At 48.3% G+C, this 18,540-nt stretch carries 14 protein-coding genes and 1 riboswitch; of the genes, 3 read left to right on the top strand and 11 right to left on the bottom strand.

Annotated elements, in window-relative coordinates:
- Positions 1-99: 99 nt before the first annotated feature.
- The 11 genes from AC58VC_RS23985 to gcvH form a co-directional block, all read right to left on the bottom strand.
- On the bottom strand, positions 100-1,806 hold the full coding sequence (locus tag AC58VC_RS23985; protein WP_497372047.1) for a dienelactone hydrolase family protein: 1,707 nt from the start codon (positions 1,804-1,806) through the stop codon (positions 100-102).
- Positions 1,803-2,699, bottom strand: a complete 897-nt coding sequence (rbsK, locus tag AC58VC_RS23980; protein WP_497372045.1) for a ribokinase — start codon at positions 2,697-2,699, stop codon at positions 1,803-1,805. Before rbsK ends, AC58VC_RS23985 begins: the two co-directional genes overlap by 4 nt.
- A 26-nt stretch (positions 2,700-2,725) precedes the next feature.
- On the bottom strand, positions 2,726-4,831 hold the full coding sequence (locus AC58VC_RS23975) for an ADP-ribosylglycohydrolase family protein (RefSeq protein ID WP_497372043.1): 2,106 nt from the start codon (positions 4,829-4,831) through the stop codon (positions 2,726-2,728).
- Positions 4,832-4,846: 15 nt separating this feature from the next.
- Positions 4,847-6,007 carry an ADP-ribosylglycohydrolase family protein gene (locus AC58VC_RS23970; protein WP_497372041.1) on the bottom strand — a complete coding sequence of 387 codons (1,161 nt, stop codon included), beginning with the start codon at positions 6,005-6,007 and terminating at the stop codon, positions 4,847-4,849.
- A gap of 81 nt (positions 6,008-6,088) precedes the next feature.
- Positions 6,089-7,564, bottom strand: a complete 1,476-nt coding sequence (locus AC58VC_RS23965; RefSeq protein ID WP_497372039.1) for an extracellular solute-binding protein — start codon at positions 7,562-7,564, stop codon at positions 6,089-6,091.
- 31 nt (positions 7,565-7,595) lie between these two features.
- Entirely contained in the window at positions 7,596-8,480 is an 885-nt protein-coding gene (locus AC58VC_RS23960; protein WP_497372037.1) for a carbohydrate ABC transporter permease, read from the bottom strand.
- A gap of 12 nt (positions 8,481-8,492) precedes the next feature.
- Positions 8,493-9,419 carry an ABC transporter permease gene (locus AC58VC_RS23955; RefSeq protein WP_497372035.1) on the bottom strand — a complete coding sequence of 309 codons (927 nt, stop codon included), beginning with the start codon at positions 9,417-9,419 and terminating at the stop codon, positions 8,493-8,495.
- Positions 9,416-9,727, bottom strand: a complete 312-nt coding sequence (locus AC58VC_RS23950; protein WP_497372033.1) for a DUF4387 domain-containing protein — start codon at positions 9,725-9,727, stop codon at positions 9,416-9,418. Before AC58VC_RS23950 ends, AC58VC_RS23955 begins: the two co-directional genes overlap by 4 nt.
- 2 nt (positions 9,728-9,729) lie before the next feature.
- Positions 9,730-11,091: an acyclic terpene utilization AtuA family protein gene (locus AC58VC_RS23945; protein ID WP_497372031.1), complete on the bottom strand. Its 1,362-nt coding sequence runs from the start codon at positions 11,089-11,091 to the stop codon at positions 9,730-9,732.
- 40 nt (positions 11,092-11,131) lie between these two features.
- A complete protein-coding gene (locus AC58VC_RS23940; RefSeq protein ID WP_145658025.1) occupies positions 11,132-12,136 on the bottom strand; it encodes a LacI family DNA-binding transcriptional regulator in 1,005 nt (334 codons plus the stop codon).
- A gap of 1,588 nt (positions 12,137-13,724) precedes the next feature.
- Complete coding sequence (gcvH, locus tag AC58VC_RS23935; RefSeq protein WP_497372029.1) at positions 13,725-14,114, bottom strand: glycine cleavage system protein GcvH; 390 nt, start codon at positions 14,112-14,114, stop codon at positions 13,725-13,727.
- 162 nt (positions 14,115-14,276) lie between these two features.
- Positions 14,277-14,374: riboswitch (glycine riboswitch) on the top strand.
- A 204-nt stretch (positions 14,375-14,578) separates the two neighbouring features.
- Between gcvH and gcvT the strand changes: the two genes are divergently transcribed.
- The 3 genes from gcvT to gcvPB are packed head-to-tail and all read left to right on the top strand — an operon-like array spanning position 14,579 to position 18,540.
- Positions 14,579-15,673: a glycine cleavage system aminomethyltransferase GcvT gene (gene gcvT / locus AC58VC_RS23930; protein WP_497372027.1), complete on the top strand. Its 1,095-nt coding sequence runs from the start codon at positions 14,579-14,581 to the stop codon at positions 15,671-15,673.
- Positions 15,674-15,697: 24 nt separating this feature from the next.
- The gene (gene gcvPA / locus AC58VC_RS23925; RefSeq protein ID WP_497372025.1) at positions 15,698-17,050 is read left to right on the top strand and encodes an aminomethyl-transferring glycine dehydrogenase subunit GcvPA; all 1,353 of its coding nucleotides are present in this window, start codon (positions 15,698-15,700) and stop codon (positions 17,048-17,050) included.
- Positions 17,047-18,540: an aminomethyl-transferring glycine dehydrogenase subunit GcvPB gene (gene gcvPB, locus AC58VC_RS23920; protein ID WP_497372023.1), complete on the top strand. Its 1,494-nt coding sequence runs from the start codon at positions 17,047-17,049 to the stop codon at positions 18,538-18,540. Before gcvPA ends, gcvPB begins: the two co-directional genes overlap by 4 nt.

Raw genomic sequence — 18,540 nt, 5'->3', positions numbered from 1 at the left:
GTGATCCCTTTAACTAGCCTCAGCTGGAATAGATGGAAAAACTACCGTTAATCTACGCTGAACTGTGGCAGAGAGTGAATTAGCGGTAGAACCTCCATCTTAAACAAAACGAACCGAACCAAGAGCCGGCCTACAACCGCTGCTGGAGTCCACCTGTTCAGGAAGAAAAGTCACGCAGATCTTGTGCATTTTCTCCCAAGATGACAGCGCCTTGCCGTCTGCATGGCCAAACGACTGCCTGGCTAGTCGCACAACCGTCCAACCGAGTGCTCCCTCTACCTCGCTCGCCCAAACGATCTGGCCCGCTTGATCCGGCCGATAGAAAACCGATACCTCCCACACGCCTGGAACGTCCGTAAACAGCCTGAACTGCAGCTGCAAATGGTCCTTATCCCCTTGCATAATCGGGTCGACAGGCTTATGCGTGACTAAGGCAAACCTCGATTCCGGCTCGTCCAAAGATAGCGCTTTGCCTCCCTGCGGGTCATCCATAAATACGTAGCGGAAATCAGGATCAAATGGCTCCGTCCGCTGTTCCGGACAATGCCATCCATCAAGCCCGCGAGTGAAATCAGCCAACTCCAGCGTTAAAGGCATTCCGGATGCAACTGCTCCCAGATAAATGGGAGAGAACCGCAGCGGGAAGCTGCTCGTTTTTACGCCATCCTCATAGATGGCATCCACATAGACGAAACCGCTTATTGCAGGATCAATAATCGGTATCTCCACACTGAAGTCGCTGTCTTCCGAACAGTCGTGCTCCTTCACGTGCCAGTATCTGCCTGGCGGAAGCACCTCGCTCCAGTCATACCAAGACCAGCAAAAGCGAAGCTTTTGCGGAAGCTTCAGCAGTCCATCAGCAGCAAATTTGGCGGTCACCCGCAATGCTCCCTCGCTAACAGAGACTGCTGCGGACGGAGCTTGCGGCCAATGCCCGTCTCCTTTGACAAGCGCATCCATCCAACAGTCCAATGTTGCGCCTGCCCAGCCATCCAGATGATGATTCTGATTGGCCGCGAAAAACAGCCCACGCTTCGCCTTCGGAAGATGTGCAGCACCTTCGCAGATGGCATCCATCCAGCCCCAATAATCGTTCGTTGCCGACATGATCAGCATCGGTGACTGCTTCCGCTCGGCTAGCTTCAAACCGCTAAGCAGCTGCTCCCATTGGTAGGTGTCTTCCAACGTATGCGGCCTGCGAACGTTACGGTTCAGCCGTCCTGGCGACATGTGCTTGCCGCAGCCATAAATAGGTGCCACCGCCTGCAACCGGCTATCCCAGGCGTTAAGCAGTCTCGTTACCGTGCCTCCTCGGGAAATGCCGAAAGCACCCATCCGCTCCGCGTCCACTTCTGGCAGCTGAGCCAACCACGTTACCATTTTCTTCGCGTGAATGAGACGCGTGAACATCACAGATTGCAGTGGGTCAAACTCTTCTTCCATGTCTTTCGTGGGCATGTCCGCCAAATCGGAGTAAAACTCCTGCCCGGATAGTTCCTCTTTCCAATCATAACTAAGCGCGACATACCCTTTGCTCATCCAATGCCGCACATGCTCCAAATTAGCCGTCTGCGAACCTCCCCCGTGGATGTGCAGCATAGCAGGAAAAGGCGTTTCCCCATAAGGAACGCCTATCCAGAAATACGTTTTCACCCACTCACCCGGGATGAGCTCGGTCTCCAAATACATAGCGGCATAGTCGCCGTATGGGTCTGATCTCCGCTCCACCGTACGAATACGGTGTTCACCTAAATGCTCAGCAGTTTTCAACAACTCATGAAAACGGATTTCCACTTTGTTCATCATAGATCCGAAAGCTCCGATAAATACGGGATCGAATGCTGTGCACCCATGCGGGTAACCGATATCGAAGACGCAAGCTGCGCGATGTTTACCGCTTCATCGAGGGATTTGCCTGAAGTAATCATAGCCGCAAGCGTCCCAGAGAACGTGTCTCCAGCAGCCGTTGTATCTATGGCCTTCACTTTCCGACCTTCCATATACACATTTTCGGTGCCGTTATAGTACACAATGCCTTTTTCACCAAGTGTAATTAACGGGAAGCGAATACCTTTGCCGCGCAAAATATCCAGCGCCGCAAAAGCATCTTCCGTGGTTTTGACTTCCACATTCGTGTACAACCGGCACTCGATTTCATTCGGTGTGAAATAATCCACACCATCCAACATTTCGTCATCAAGTGGAATGGCAGGCGCCGGATTTAGGAAAATCGGCACCTTGCCTTTCGCAAGTCGAATGGTGGCATAGACAGTTTCCACCGGAATTTCCAGCTGCAGCATAATCGCCGAGGCCGAGAGCAACTGATCTTCATAGCTTTCAATATAGTCAGGTTTAACTAGGTTATTGGCGCCGCCGTCTAGAATGATCGCATTATTCCCATCGCAAACCGTAATCGCGGCTACACCTGTCGTAACTTCAGGTTCAATTCCCACATACTCAGTTTTCACACCGAACCCTTTGAGGCTGCCGATCAACGATTGCCCAAAAATATCGTCGCCAACTTTCGCCATAAACCAGGTATCAGCGCCCATTTTTGCGCAAGCAACTGCCTGATTGGCTCCCTTGCCTCCGGCGGATAGCATAAATCCATCGCCCCGCATTGTTTCGCCCATTTCTGGAATACGGCTAGTCCGCATGACCATATCCATATTTGCACTGCCAATTACGATTATTTTCATAACGTTCCCCGCTCCACCTACAATTTCTAAATTTCCGTAAATCTAACATGTCTGAAATAAGTTCTAGCTGCAGTTCTTGTGCTTACGCCAAACATCCCGTAGTCGAACGTATCGTCAGTGTGCTTCAAAACTTCTTGTCCGTCAATAGCGAAATTAATGGAATTACCCTGCACCGTCACTTTGAAGTCGTAGTCTTTGCCAAGCTGCCACGGGAACTCCGCACTCGCTAGCTTCGTGAAACCGAAGTTATTGATATACAGAGATACTTGATTAGCTCCATCAAATCCTACATGATAACCTCTCATTGCACCTTGTGCACGAACAGCCACTAAGTGTGAATGTCCGCTTTGCGGGTTGAGTTCTACAGATACGGAGTAGTCTTTGGCAAAATAGTTACCTGTATAGGCTTCGCTTGGCTCCGCCGTCATAAGATACATCGCGCCTTCTTCTAAACTCCAAGCCCCATTGTTGTGCGCAAATGGCGTAATACAACCAAAATTGCTCAATTGCTTGTTGAAGTCAATGGTGTAATCTGCGTTGCCGTAGATGCGGAATTCATCAATGAAAATGCGTCCCAAGCTTTTCGGCTTGCGAGTCGAATAAGCCTCTAACACGATACCGACTTCATCAATCAGCTCGCCCTCGGAATCTGGGATTACAAATTCAACATGAACCCACTCTTGATCAACGAGCTTCACATAACCTTGTACAAGCTCTTTTTTGCTATTGGACAGGCGCACATAAGGTGCGATGCCCATCGTTTCATTGCCGCCCCACTGATCCAAGAAGATTTGCATGGATACTTTTTGACCAGAGGATGCTTTAGGCGCAAATGTCGGTGAGTATCTTTCGTCACTGAAATCATCGCGTGTATAGAATGGTTTGTAGAATACTTTTGATTTTTCCCCACGAGTCATACGGTCAAACACAACTTCAAGCGATCCCGTTCCTTTGAAGGATTTCTCCGTTGAATGCTTTGCCTGGCAGAAGAACGGATCCGAGATACGGATGTTATGTGTGGAACCTGGTAGTTCGAAGTCGAAATAAATATCGTGCTCTGTGAAGCTCTCTACAAGACCCTCTGGGCAAGGAACATTCGCCAAGCGATAGCCTAGAATCGCCAATTCTTTCGCGTAGGTCGGAATATCGAGAATATTCATAAAGCCCGAAATCCCTGACATCACGATGGAATCGTTGATCGGTTTACGATACTTATCTGCAATACCTTCGAGACCACAAGCTACACCCAGAACCGTACCAACGTTACCGGCGTTGCAATCCGTGTCCCAACCACACATCGTTGCAATTTCAACCGTTTTGTTGAAGTCGCCTTGGCCGTAGATCATGGAAAGCACGCAGACGCCTGCGTTAGGAATGATGTGGCATACGCCCGTATATTTGTCGTAGCCCCAGTCTCTTTCAAGCATGTCTCGGCATGCTCTGAAGTCATTCGGATGTTGCTCGTGGAAAGCAAGCACCGCTCTGGACACTTTGGCATAGATCGAGTCAGCTGGAATTTGAGCCAAACCTGCTTCAATAATTTCATTGATGTCGCTTGTTTCGAATGCTTTGGAAATTGCTGCACAGAAGAATCTTGCGCCTAACACACCTTCGCCATCATGAGAAACACGAGCTGCTGCTTCTCCGAAATCCGCTGCCTTTTTCGGGTTGCCTGGATTGACAAGGCCCCATGTGTCGATGAAAATTTGACCGCCAATTTGTTCGGCGATAATAAGTCCATTTTGCTCAATAGAACCAGACTGTGGAGCTTCAATTCCTTTTTTCAAATTGATGTAGGCTGTATGCTCTGTACTTACGCCGTAACCGCCCCACCAGAACATCCCGATTCCCTCACGAGCATAGTTCAACCAAGCGCGAGCTACATCGTTAGGCGTAATATCGCGGTCCTTGGCATCGTCATACAACGCGCGCAAGAAGTAGAATGGACCGTTCGCATCGTCGTCCGCTGCGAAGTTCTTAAACTCTTTGACATAGTCCGTAATGTCGCCATATGTGCTTTGTATTCTTTCATAAGTCCAAATCGTCGGTTCAACCGGAGCGCCTAGTCTTATGCCAATGTTCATACCTAAGTAACCAGAATAAATTTTTTCCAAATAATTAGAAGGAATCAACGATTACACCACCTTTTAAATAATAGAACGAATCTGTTGTTGTCTGCGGTTGCTGAGCGCAAGGTCTTGCTCAATAATAAATGAGGCAGCTTCGATAAATGCATGGCAATGCTTCTCAATTTCTTGCTTATTAATCTGTTCAATAACAGCAATTTCAGCTTGCGGAATAGCCGCAACGCCATGCATAGCTCCAAGAATGGCACCAGCCATAACACCAATAGAATCCGTGTCGCGACCAGAGCTCACTCCGTCTTTAACAGCCTCCAATAAATCCCCATCATGCAAAATAATGTAAGCTAATGCTAAAGGAAGTTCCTCAATCGAGAACAATCGACTTGGGGTATAGTGGTTAGAAGGGATGCCTACTTTATCAATGCTACGGTTGACATCATCACCCATTGGCGAATATTTGCCCATTGCAGCGTGCAGTTGCCCTACAACTTCAGCCCGGTTATGCTTAATTGGCTTCAGGGATCGAGCTGTGTCACATAGGTCTTGAATCGCCTGCTTAGTACCATCTTTCGCATACATTAAAGCAGTTTGAATGATGTCTTCTACCGTCACACCGGGTTCAAATGCTTTCGCAACACAAGCTGCCAAAACGCCCGCCGCTTCCAAGCCATAGCTGACTTGATGACCGGATGCAAAAAGAATCGCTTCATCATAGGCTGCCTTCGGATTGCAGGCATTCACAATGCCGATCGGTGAGATATACATGGCAGCACCGCAGTTAACCATATTGCCATAACCGCCTTCGCGAGGCTCGCAATTGGCAAGCACATGACGGTTAAAAATATGCTTCTCTGGATAAAACAAGCGATCCATAACCATAGCTACTTTTCCCAGTTCGGGAATATATTTAGGACGGAACGAGATCTCTTTGACAAACTCATTAGCCAGATCATAAGCATCCAAATGACGGCGTTCAATACCATATACATTCATAAGCGCAAGCGTCATGAGCGTATCATCAGTAACGATGCCTTCGCCTCTCATCCTGCCGAGCCTCTTGTCTTCCGGCCAATCTGCTTTCCACCATTTGGTCATCGTCGTTTCTACCCGACCATACTTTTCATGAATTTCATTGAACGTCATTTTCTCAACAACAGCGCCCATCGCATCGCCATAAGCCGTGCCGAAAACAACGCCTTTCACTCTATCAGCAAAAGTAACCATTTGACTTACTCCCTTCTACAGGGAGTGCAGGGCTGTTACGCCCCACACTTTGCAGTTCATTTATTGGCTTCAAAGCCCGATTTACTTAATTGTTTTATTCGCATAATCCGTTACTTCTTTACCGCCTGCAGCGTTCCAGGCTTGAACGAATTTATCGAAATCAGCACCTGTTTTCTTACCAGTTACGATATCAGCTGCGAACTCTTTGTAAACAGCCGTAGCTGCATCCCATTTCGCCGTCAAATCGGCAGGCATAATGAAGGTATTGTCTTTCGTGGAATTGCTCTCGAAAAGTTTGAGCGATTTCGCTGCCGGTTCCGAGAAGTAAGGCGTAGTCGGATCAAACTCTTTGTCCGGCGTGAAGCTGATAACGGACTCGACAAAGTGCGGATACCAAGCAGCAAACTTATCTGTCAGTTTGATTTTGTTATCAACGATTTGATACTCGGAGCCTTCAAAACCAAGCTTATCCATCATTTGACCTTTTGGACTAGCCATGTATTCTAATACAGCAAAGGCCAGATCTTTGTTTTTGGACGTTTTGGAAATCGCGAAACCGCGGCTTTCTTTACTTGTATCAACCGGTGCGTAACCTTGCCCTTTACCTTTTGCCGGCGGCAGAGGAACGACTTTCGCGCCTGCGCCATTTTGTGCAGTTGATTTGGAGTTGTACAGGTCAATTACTTTACCTTGTGTACCCGCCATGATAGCTGCTTGGCCGTCATAGAACGCTTTTTCTTTCGTATCCCATTTCTTCGTCAGGAACTCAGGATCAAGCAAGCCCTCTTTGTACATCTTAGCGTAGAACTCTAGTTTGTCTTTTTCAGACTGTGTTGTTTTACCGAATGCGTATTTACCGTCTGCACCTTTGAGCCAAGTTGTCGTCAGTCCGAAAGCTTGCCCGAACATAGCGTCCAACTCATCAAGATTGCCTGCTGTTGTATAGGCATATTTCGCACCGCTTTTTTCCTTAAGCTCTTTGAAGAACGTGTAGTAGTTATCGATTGTTGGGTTTTCCAAAGCAGCTTTACCGGATGCTGTTTTGTCCATCAAGTCTTGACGCACGACAGGAATAGCACTGCTAACCGGTGACAACCATAGCAAGTAAGGGTAGTTCTTCATTCTTTCAATGTTATAAGGATTCATAGAAGCCTTAACGTATTTGGATTTATCGATATATGGAGTCAGATCCTCCAAAATTTTCTGAGTCGTTGCGAATTGATAATCTCCACCTTGGAAGTAGATAAGATCAGGGATGTTACCGCTTTGTAAGAGCAAGCCCATTTTCTCGGAATACGTTCCGCTTTGCACAGGCGTAATTTGCAGCTTAACATTTTTGCCTTCTGCTTTCATGCCATCTTCGATACCTTTAACCAATTTCTGAACGTTAGGATCGTCTGGTGCAAAATCCTTGGCTAAAATGGAGACTGTCGTAACCGCCTGGCCATTTTGTGTTGCAGATGGTGCAGACGTATTCGTTGAATTGTTCCCACCGGAACTGCATGCTGTTGTAGTGACCAGAACGACTGCAGCCATTGCAAAAAGCGCTTTTTTCATTTGGATTGCCTCCCAAAATAATGTTTGAATACTATTCTTTTACGCCGCCTTCCATTACTCCTTTGGTATAATGCTTCAGAATAATGGGATATAGCATCAGAATCGGAACCATAGCAATGACAATCGTAGCGGCCTTCAAGGACGAGAAGTCCAATTGCGCGATATTGTTGTTTTTCATCAAATCAGCCGCACCGACTAAGGTCGTCGTATCTCCTTCAACAACGAATTGCCTGAGCAGTACTTGCAGCACGGTGTTGTCTCGGCTCGATAAGAAAATGCTCGATTTGAAGAATTCATTCCATCTGGCTACCGCATAGAACATACCGATCGTCAGAAGCGGAATGCGGGACAGCGGTAAGATAATCCGCATGAACACGGTCATGTGCCCAGCGCCATCGATTTTCGCAGCCTCAACCAAGGAATCAGGTATTTCTTCAATAAACCGCATCATAATGATCAAATAAAATACGTTAATCGTGCGGTAGAGCACCATCGCCCAAAGATTATCCAGCAAGTGCAGGTCTTTGATGACCATATACTCTTGCACGATACCCGGTTCAAAAATCATGATAATGATGAGGAAAATCATGATAGGCGTTTTGCCGACCAGATTTTTACGCGTCAATACGTAAGCTGTAATCGTTGTGAAGAAAATGCTGAACGCCGTACCGACAATCGTAATAAATAAAGAGTTCATTAACGCTTTCCCGACAATCGGATTGCTGAGCACCACTTGGAAGTTGATGAACGAGAAACCTTTTGGCAAAATGTCATAGCCATGCAGCATATGAACTTTGCTGGGGTTCGAGAAAGCTTTGGCGATCAAGTTCATAATCGGTACAAACATCGTCAGCGATAAGAGGACGAGTACGGCACCGAGCACTAATTTGGTGAACGAAAATTTTTGGACACTCATGCTAGCTCCTCCTTACCATGCGCCTTTCGAGGTCAGTTTCTTGGATATGAAATGCGTGGAAAGCACCAGCACGACCCCAATCATACTTTTGAACAAATTAGCCGCTGTAGCGAATGAATACTGACCGTTGATCAAACCAACGCGGTAAACATAAGTATCGATAATATCGATACGGCTATTGACGGAATCATTCGTGAAGTTCAACACTTGATCCAGCCCTGCATTCATAATAAATCCGACATTTAGAATGAAGATGGTGACCATCGGAATGTACAGATGAGGCAGAACAATTCGCGTTACAATGTGCCAGCGGTTGGCTCCATCAACATGTGCCGCTTCGTACAAGCTTTGATTCACACCCATGATGGCCGCAAGGAAAATGATCGAATCCCAGCCGATATTCCGCCATGCTTCACTGGCAACAAGCACCCATCTAATCGCTGATTTATCTGTCAAGAAGTCGTGCGGTTGAAACCCGAAGGCTTGAATAATCTCATTCACGACACCGTTTGACTTGGATAAAAAGTCGAACCATACCCCGGCGATAACGACCCAGGACAGAAAGTGGGGTAAATACGAAATGACTTGAATCGATTTCCGGAACTTTCCGTTAATGAACTCGTTAAGGATGAGCGCAAAGATGATCGGAATTGGAAAAATAAGAAACATTTTCATCGCGCTGATAATGAGCGTATTTTTTAATACCTGCTCAAAAACTGGCGTACTGAACAGCTCCCGAAAATATTTAAATCCAACAAAAACGTTATCTCCGAGAATTTGATAATCGTAAAAGGCTAACTTCATGCCGATAATCGGCCAGATGTGAAAAATGATAAAATAAGCGATTCCCGGCAAAAGCATCAAGTAGAGGACTTTGTCACTCCACATTTGTTTAACTTTCGAATGCGTTCTGATTTGAATCGACTCCTTTCCCATCATACGTCGACTTCCAATTCCATCAGTGGGGCATGCTGTTGAGCGCCGTATACGTCACGATCCAAGAACGTGCCTGAAGAAACTTTCCGCGCGAACGTAATTTTGAAGCCGAGCGCTTGATCGAAAAAGACGATATGCATGATCTTATCTTGCTCAATGTTGTAAAGCTTCGATACCAAATCTTTGTTAATGATGCCGGAATTCTTTATTTTGTAATAAATCACCGGATCTGTGAAAAGGGCATCCACGGTAATTTCAAACGGCCCGCTGTTTTTACTTCTCAGTACTTTCGCTGCATCTACTAGCTTCATAATTACACCTCGATATATTCGTTACGGAACATCTCTACGCCATCCGCAACTTGCATCAAATGATAAACAGAGAATTCATACACAGCACCGAAAGGGATATCGCTTGGAGCAAAAGGGAACGCCAGATTGCCAGCCGTCGATTTCCTGCCCTCATAGCCGTAATGCAAGAAGGTAGATCTGACGGAGCTGCAAATCGTGTTCGCCAGCTCTTGTGTCTTCGCAATAACTTCGAATACAACACCTAACTCGTGACCTGCTGTTTTCTGCGGTTCCAATTCACCCAACACGCCGTTGAGGCCGTAATTGATGAAATTGATTTCATAATCCTCTTGTGGGACTTCGCTGTAGTACTCCCAAACCTGCTGCTTGACTAAATCTTCAACTTCTTCGATTCGTTCGATCAAAAGCGGGTCGCGGATACCTGCGACGACGAGTGTTCGGTAAGCAACTTTCATTGCACCCTCAAGCTTGATTTGATACGCAGGAGATGGCAAGATTCGGCTGCCTCGCACTTCTACGCTATCATCTCCCAATTCCTTGAACTCGCAGTGTTCAAGATCCAGAACAAGTCCTGGACCATGGAGCAGATAAGGATGATCCTTCTCATAAAATGTGTGTGCAGCTACGGAAACTGCCGTACATTTACGTTTATCGTTCAGTGGTTTAACGATAAATGAATCTTTAGTCAGAATACCCAGCATGCAGTCTTTCGTTGTCCCTGGTTCTGCACAAAGCGCTGAGCATTCGAGAATTTTACCCAAATGATAAGCAAGTGCAGTATCAAAACCATTATGCATCGCTACCGCGGCAAACGGCGAAGGGTCGTAAGCGCGGCCACAGATGATAATGTCAGCGCCTTCTTGAAGTGCCGCGATAATGGGTTCGTGTCCCATTTGGGCGACAATACCATTGGTAGCTTCCAATCTTTCCTTGGTAAGCGTCTTCACAGCAATCCCAAGCGGCTCACACTCGCCTGCTTCTAATTTAGCTTCCACGACCTCTTTAGGAATGTCCGCCCAGATTGTCGCGACTTTCAGTCCCGTAATATTGTTTTCTTCAAGAATTTCCATAATGATTGCTCGTGTCCATTCAACATGGACCTTGGCGCCGCTTCCTCCGGCAGATCCGATAATGACCGGAATCTTAGCTTCAGCACCAGCTACAATCATCAGTTCCAAATCTTTCTTGCAAGCTTGCTTGCTGACAATCGCCGTACCAGCTCCTAATTTATGAGGACCAGCATCCGTTGATCCGGCATCCACGACAATTGCATCAGGTTTATGCTCCATGCCTCTTATAAACGATGATTTCGGAAATCCGTAACCTAACATCCCGCAGGGCGCCAAAATTTTGAATTGTTCCATTGTTTTACAACCTCCACTGTCCATCATCCGATTCGATGGTTCATTCTTTTCTTTTTCTTCTCGTTGATTCGCGAGGTATGAGTTTGACATCGAATAGATGCGTTTGATCTTCGCTGTTGTCACCCTCGATTTTCTTGATAAGAAGCCGTGTTGACAGCATCCCCATATCATAAATCGATTGTGCGACCGTCGTAATTTCCGGCTCGACGATGACCGTTAGGTCGATACCATCGAAACCGCACAACGCAACTTGATCAGGGACGCGCACGCCCATTCGCTGTAATTTCTTAAGTGCTCCAACAGCCATCGTATCATTGCCGGCAAAAATTCCGTCAATATCAGGATGGCGTTTCATTAGGTTTTCAACCGCTTCCATTCCGCCGTCAACTCGGAAATAACCAGGTTCAACGAGGCTTGGCGAGTACCAAGGAAAATGTTTCACAGATTGCTCGTATCCCATGAACCGCTCTCTTCCGGTTACCGTATCCTGCGGGCCATATATATGAGCAATTTTCGTGCAGCCCTCATCGAGCAGATGCTGTACAGCTTGCTGTGCCCCTTCCAAATGCTTGGAGCTTACGACCGTGCAAGAGGTCTCGCGCGGCGCTCTATCCAGCATAATGAAAGGAATTTTCTCATTATTCAAAGCATCAACATCGTCAGAGCGAAGGCTGTAGGAAGCAAACAAAATGCCATCCACATACCGCTGCTTCAATACCCTAATGTAGGTTTGCTCTTTATCCGCTTGATTATCCGAATTGCATAGGATTACTGTATACCCATACATGCGGGCAACATCCTCAACAGCTCTGGCTAGCTCCGCAAAGAATGGGTTCGTGATGTCTGGGAATATTAAGGCAATCGTGCCTGTTTTTCTTCCTGCAAGTCCTCTTGCCATTGCGTTCGGCTCGTACTGAAGCGTTTTGATCGCTTGCTCTACTCGCAGTTTTGTTTCTTCATTGACATATCCGTTTTTGTTCAAGAATCGGGAAATAGTCGCTACGGAAACGCCTGCCAACTTTGCTACATCTCTAATTGTTGCCACTGGTTACGACTCACTCCTACTAAAAAGCAAACCCGTACTCTCAGCAAAGTAATTCTTGCGTAGGGTACCGGTTACATGCTCCCGAAATTTTCCTTTATCTCGATAAATACTATTATTTACACATTATAAATTAATTATTTATGTTACCGTGATAAACGATGTGTAACCGGTTACCTATTTCATGTTTCTTATTATATTCCTCAACTTTAAACGCTGTCAAGTTCAAGCTCAGTTTCGACGACAAAAATCGACTTTTTTCCCAAGGCGGGTGTTCGCACGAAATGGACAATGTAAGTCCTGATTTATGCGGTGGAATTAAGGGCAACTATGGTGTCAGGAGTGACAGAAGTTGAGGCTATGATAGTTTGAGGAAGACCACGTTTACATTGTTTTACCCACGACCGTCCGGGTTCAAGTGCTATGTTGTACTTTGTGCAATTTGAAAGCACTTAATGAGCGCGGACTCATCACTTCATTGCACTTTGTACAACAATTTGAACTCTAAAGGACTGTTTAGGCGCCTTTTTCCCAAAATGGTTGTATTTTGTACAATGAAGCGGCCATTTTGCAGAGAAAATAGGTGTAAAGGTTGTATTAAATACAATATAAGCTTGATGCCTGCTTACCTGAACACTGGATTGTAACAGTTTGTGCAAAGCAAGTGCTTGGGGCTGTAACAGTTTGTTGGAAGGCGAGTACATCGAGATGTAACAGTTTGTGCAAAGCGAGTGCTTTGGGCTGTAACAGTTGGAGGAACGTTTACGTTGTTTTACCCACAACCGTCCGGGTTCAAGTGCTATGTTGTACTTTGTGCAACTTGAAAGCGCTTAATGAGCGCGGACTCATCACTTCATTGCACTTTGTACAACTATTTCAACTCTTAAGGACTGTTTAGGTGCCTTTTCCCCAAAATAGTTGCATTTTGTACAATGAAGCCGCCATTTTGCATAGAAAATAGGTGTAATGGTTGTATTAAATACAATATAAGCTTGATGCCTGCTTACCCGAATACTGGGCTGCAACAGTTTGAGGAAGCCGAGTACTTTTGGCTGTAACAGTTTGAGGAAGCCGAGTACTTTTGGCTGTAACAGTTTGAGGAAGCCGAGTACTTTTGGCTGTAACAGTTTGAGGAAGCCGAGTACTTTTGGCTGTAACAGTTTGTTGGAAGGCGAGTACATCGAGATGTAACAGTTTGTGCAAAGCGAGTGCTTTGGGCTGTAACAGTTGGAGGAACGTTTACGTTGTTTTACCCACAACCGTCCGGGTTCAAGTGCTATGTTGTACTTTGTGCAACTTGAAAGCGCTTAATGAGCGCGGACTCATCACTTCATTGCACTTTGTACAACTATTTCAACTCTTAAGGACTGTTTAGGTGCCTTTTTCCCAAAATGGTTGTATTTTGTACAATGAAGCGGCCATTTTGCAGAGAAAATAGGTGTAATGGTTGTATTAAATACAATATAAGCTCGACGCCTGCTTACCCGAACATCGCTTGCTACGAATAATTCGGCAAACAAAAAAAAACGAGTCCTACCATCGAAGAATCGATGACTAGGAACTCGTTTTTAAAAGGACCGAAGACCGTGTCTTATTCGTTGCCAATATACGAAGCATACTCATCAGCCGACAGCAAGCCTTCAAGCGCATCCGCGCCGGATACCTCGACCTCAACCATCCAGCCTTCGCCAAACGGTGCACTGTTTACCAGCTCTGGTGATCCTTCCAATGAACTGTTCACAGCAGTTACCTTGCCGGATACGGGTGAGAAAATATCGGAAACCGTTTTGACGGATTCCACACTGCCGATGCTTTCATTTGCGGTAATGGATGTCCCAGCCTTAGGCAGCTCAACAAACACAATATCTCCCAATTGATCTTGGGCAAAATCAGTAATACCTACACGGACAACCGTGTCCGAAAGCTTCTCTACCCACTCATGCTCTTTGGTGTATAACAAATTGGCTTGTACATTACTCATCGTTTTACGCCCTCGCTTACCAGCAAATTTTGATTTTAGCTTAATCTAATGGGAACATTAAAGTCAAGGCGGACGAAGGTAAATTTTATGAAAAGTAACAATTGACAATTCACACCTCTGTGGGCAAAAATTAATACAATACTAAAAACTGAATATTGGCGAATGATGGTGCAGGGAGAGACCGCAGTGAAATATCGCGGCGCCGAAGGAGTAAGCCCAATAGTGGTGAATCTCTCAGGCAAAAGGACTTGTACCGGACGCAACTCTGGAGAGCTTTGAATTAACGCGCGAGCGGGAATTCGGACACCAACGGGGAAACTTGATGGACCGTACATAGGTCTAATCGGGGTAACTCTCAGGTAAAAAGGACAGGGCAAAAGGTATGTTTGTGTTGCATATCTTTTGCTCTTTTTTGCATTTTGGGCAAGATATGGGATGTACAAAATCGAAGGTGAGGTAAACGCATGCTGAAACGAACACCGCTCTTCCCTGTTTATGCGGAGCATGGAGCGCGAGTTATTGATTTTGGAGGCTGGGAGCTGCCAGTGCAGTTCACGGGTATTCAAAAAGAGCACGATGCCGTCAGACAGCAGGCTGGGCTTTTTGATGTGTCGCACATGGGCGAAGTCCGGGTTACCGGGGAAGACGCCCTCCCTTTCCTGCAAAAGATCACCACGAACGATGTGGCAAAGCTCGAAAACGGACAATGCCAATACAGCCTCATGTGCTACCCGGACGGTGGCGTCGTAGACGATTTGCTCGTTTATAAACTGGGCGATAACAACTACATGCTAGTTATTAACGCATCCAACATCGACAAAGATGTGGCATGGATGCAGCAGAATCTAACTGGACACACCGAGATCACCAACATTTCCGATGAAACCGCTATGCTCGCTGTGCAAGGTCCTCACGCTGAACAGATTTTAGCCAAATTGACAGACGCACCTATCCAGACTTTGAAAACGTTTCGCTTCCTCCCCGATGTGAAGGTATCCGGCATCAACGCCCTGCTGTCCCGCACTGGCTACACCGGAGAAGACGGCTTTGAGCTTTACATCGATCAATATGATGCCGTTCAGTTGTGGAAGCTCCTGCTAGAGGCAGGTCAAGAATATGGTCTCGTCCCGGCTGGCTTGGGCGCTCGTGATACGCTGCGTTTTGAAGCACGCCTTCCCCTTTACGGGCAAGAGCTCTCCAATGAAATCTCACCTCTAGAGGCCGGGCTGAACTATTTTGTGAAATTGGATAAAGGAGACTTCATCGGGCGTGATGTGATCGCTGGGCATAAAGCGAACGGTGCACCGCGCAAACTCGTCGGCATCGAAATGATCGACCGTGGCATTCCGCGTCCGCATTATAAGGTTTTCACGCTCGAGGGTGCCCCAATCGGGGAAGTAACAACTGGCACACAGTCTCCTACATTCAAAACAAATGTTGGCCTCGCTTTGATTGATTCCGCCTACAGTGCGCTGGGCACGGAAGTAAACGTGGAAATTCGCGGGGCACAGGTCAAAGCGAAAGTCGTGGCCACCCCTTTTTATAAAAGAAAGCCGTAACCCGGAGAGGAGCAAGCCCCCATCATGAAGCACCGCTATTTGCCTATTACCGAGCAAGATCAGAAAGAAATGCTGGAAACAATCGGCATCTCCTCCATGGAAGAGATGTTTCAAGATATTCCGCAAAAGGTTCGCTTTCAAGGCGAACTGAACGTGTCGAAGGCGCTGGATGAGCAAGGACTGCTGCGCTATATGCGCGACTTGTCCAGCCGCAACGCCGACTTCGACAGCTACGCCAGCTTCCTCGGCGCTGGCATCTACGATCATCACCTTCCCGTGGTGATCAATCATGTCATCTCGCGTTCGGAGTTCTACACCGCGTACACGCCCTACCAGCCGGAGATCTCCCAAGGGGAGCTGCAGGCGATTTTTGAATTTCAGTCGTACATCTGCGAGCTCACCGGCATGGCCGTAGCGAACGCCTCGATGTACGACGGCGCCACGGCGCTGGCCGAAGCCGGCGCCCTTGCCAGCGGAGCGACGAAGCGCAGCCGTCTGCTCGTCTCCCGCGCGGTGCACCCAGAGGCGCGCGCCATCTTGCGCACGACCGCCCGCGGGCTGAACTTGGAAGTGGTCGAGATTGGTCTCACGCCAGAGGGCGTGACTGACCTCGATGACCTCGCTTCCAAGTCTGCCGACGCGGCCGCCGTCATCCTCCAATCGCCGAATTTCTTCGGCTGCTTGGAGGATATCGGCGCGGCGGAGCCGATCGCGCACGGCGCGGGCGCCCTGCTCGTCGTGAGCGCGAATCCGCTCACGCTCGGGCTGCTCGAAGCGCCGGGCAAGCTCGGCGCTGACATCGTTGTCGGCGACTGCCAGCCGCTCGGCATCCCAGCTGCGCTGGGCGGGCCGACGTGCGGCTACTTCGCCGTCGCCGAGAGCTGGATGCGCCGCATGCCTGGGCGCATCGTGGGCCAAACCGTCGACCGCGCGGGCAAGCGCGGCTTCGTCTTAACGCTCCAAGCGCGGGAGCAGCACATTCGCCGTGAGAAAGCCACGTCGAACATCTGCTCCAACCAAGCTCTTCTCGCGCTCTGCGCATCCGTGTACTTGTCCACGATGGGCAAGCAAGGCATTCAGGACGTTGGCAAGCTCAACGTCCAAAAAGCTCACTACGCGGCGAATCGCCTCACCGCGTCCGGTAAGCTCTCGCTGCCGTTAGCCGGCAGCTTCTTCAATGAATTCGCCGTCAAGCTTCCGGACGGCACGAATGTGCAGGAGCTCAGCAGCAAGCTCCTGCAGCATAACATCATCGGTGGCTATGACCTTGGCCGCGACTACCCCGAGCTCGCCGGCCATATGCTAATTGCCGTCACCGAGCAAAGAACGCGCGAAGATATCGATGCCTTCGCAGATGCACTGGAGGAACTCGTATGACGATGAGCACCAGCGAAAACAACATAAACGTGAAAAATGACGGCAAAGCGCTCATTTTTGAAATGAGTCATCCGGGCCGCGTCGCCTATTCCCTGCCGGAATCCGATGTGCCGGAAGTGAACCTGAACGACGTCCTGCCTTCCAAGTTCCAGCGTAAGAATGCGCCGGAGCTGCCGGAAGTGTACGAAGTGGATGTCATCCGCCACTATACGGCTCTCTCACGCCGCAATTTCGGCGTGGACAACGGCTTTTACCCGCTTGGCTCGTGTACGATGAAATACAACCCAAAAATCAATGAAGACGTAGCCCGCTTCCCAGGCTTCGCCAAAATACATCCCTACCAGCCGGAAGAGTCGCTGCAAGGCGCCTTGGAGCTGCTTTACAACCTCCAAAAGGATCTTGAAGCCATCACCGGCATGGATCGCGTAACCCTTCAGCCTGCTGCTGGTGCACATGGCGAGTGGACCGGGCTCATGATGATTCGCTCTTACCATGAAAGCCGCGGCGAAAAGCGGACCAAAGTCATTTGCCCAGACTCCGCGCACGGTACGAATCCAGCCAGCGCTACGGTCGCAGGCTTTGAGACCATTACAATCAAATCTAACGAACGCGGTCTCGTGAATCTGGATGAGCTTCGCAAAGCCGTTGGCCCGGATACGGCCGCCCTGATGCTCACCAATCCCAACACACTCGGCTTGTTCGAGGAGCAGATCGTAGAGATCGCCGAGATTGTCCATGCCGCAGGCGGACTCCTCTACTACGATGGCGCTAATGCGAATGCCATTATGGGCATTACCCGCCCCGGCGACATGGGCTTCGACGTCGTGCATCTCAACTTGCACAAAACGATGAGCACCCCGCATGGCGGCGGCGGCCCTGGTGCCGGCCCTGTCGGTGTCAAAGAAAAGCTCATCCCGTTCCTGCCTACGCCGCTCGTGGCACAAAAGGAGAACGGCAGCTTTTATTTCGATTATAACTACCCGCAGTCGATCGGCCGTGTCAAAGGCTACTATGGCAATTTCGGCATCTTGGTCCGCGCCTACACCTATATCCGGACGCTCGGTCCAGAAGGTCTGCGCAAAGTTTCCGAGTTTGCCGTGCTGAACGCCAACTATATGCTGGCAAGACTGACGCCTTATTATGATGTGCCGCATCCCCGCTTCTGTAAGCACGAGTTCGTGCTGTCGGGCAACCGTCAGAAGAAGCTTGGCGTGCGCACTCTCGATATCGCCAAACGATTGCTTGATTTCGGCTATCATCCGCCGACGATCTACTTCCCGATTAGCGTCGAGGAATGCATCATGATCGAGCCGACTGAGACGGAAAGCAAGCAAACGCTGGACGAATTCATCGATACGATGATCGCCATTGCCAAAGAGGCCGAAGAGAATCCCGATATCGTCAAAAATGCGCCATATACCACCGTGGTCAGCCGCATGGACGAAGCGCTTGCCGCCCGCAAGCCTGTCCTGAATTGCAGCTGCGGATAA

It is taken from the genome of Paenibacillus sp. J22R67 (assembly GCF_059692175.1).
The sequence above is the reverse complement of the archived record's forward strand: the minus strand, read 5'-3'. Positions and strand labels throughout refer to the sequence as shown.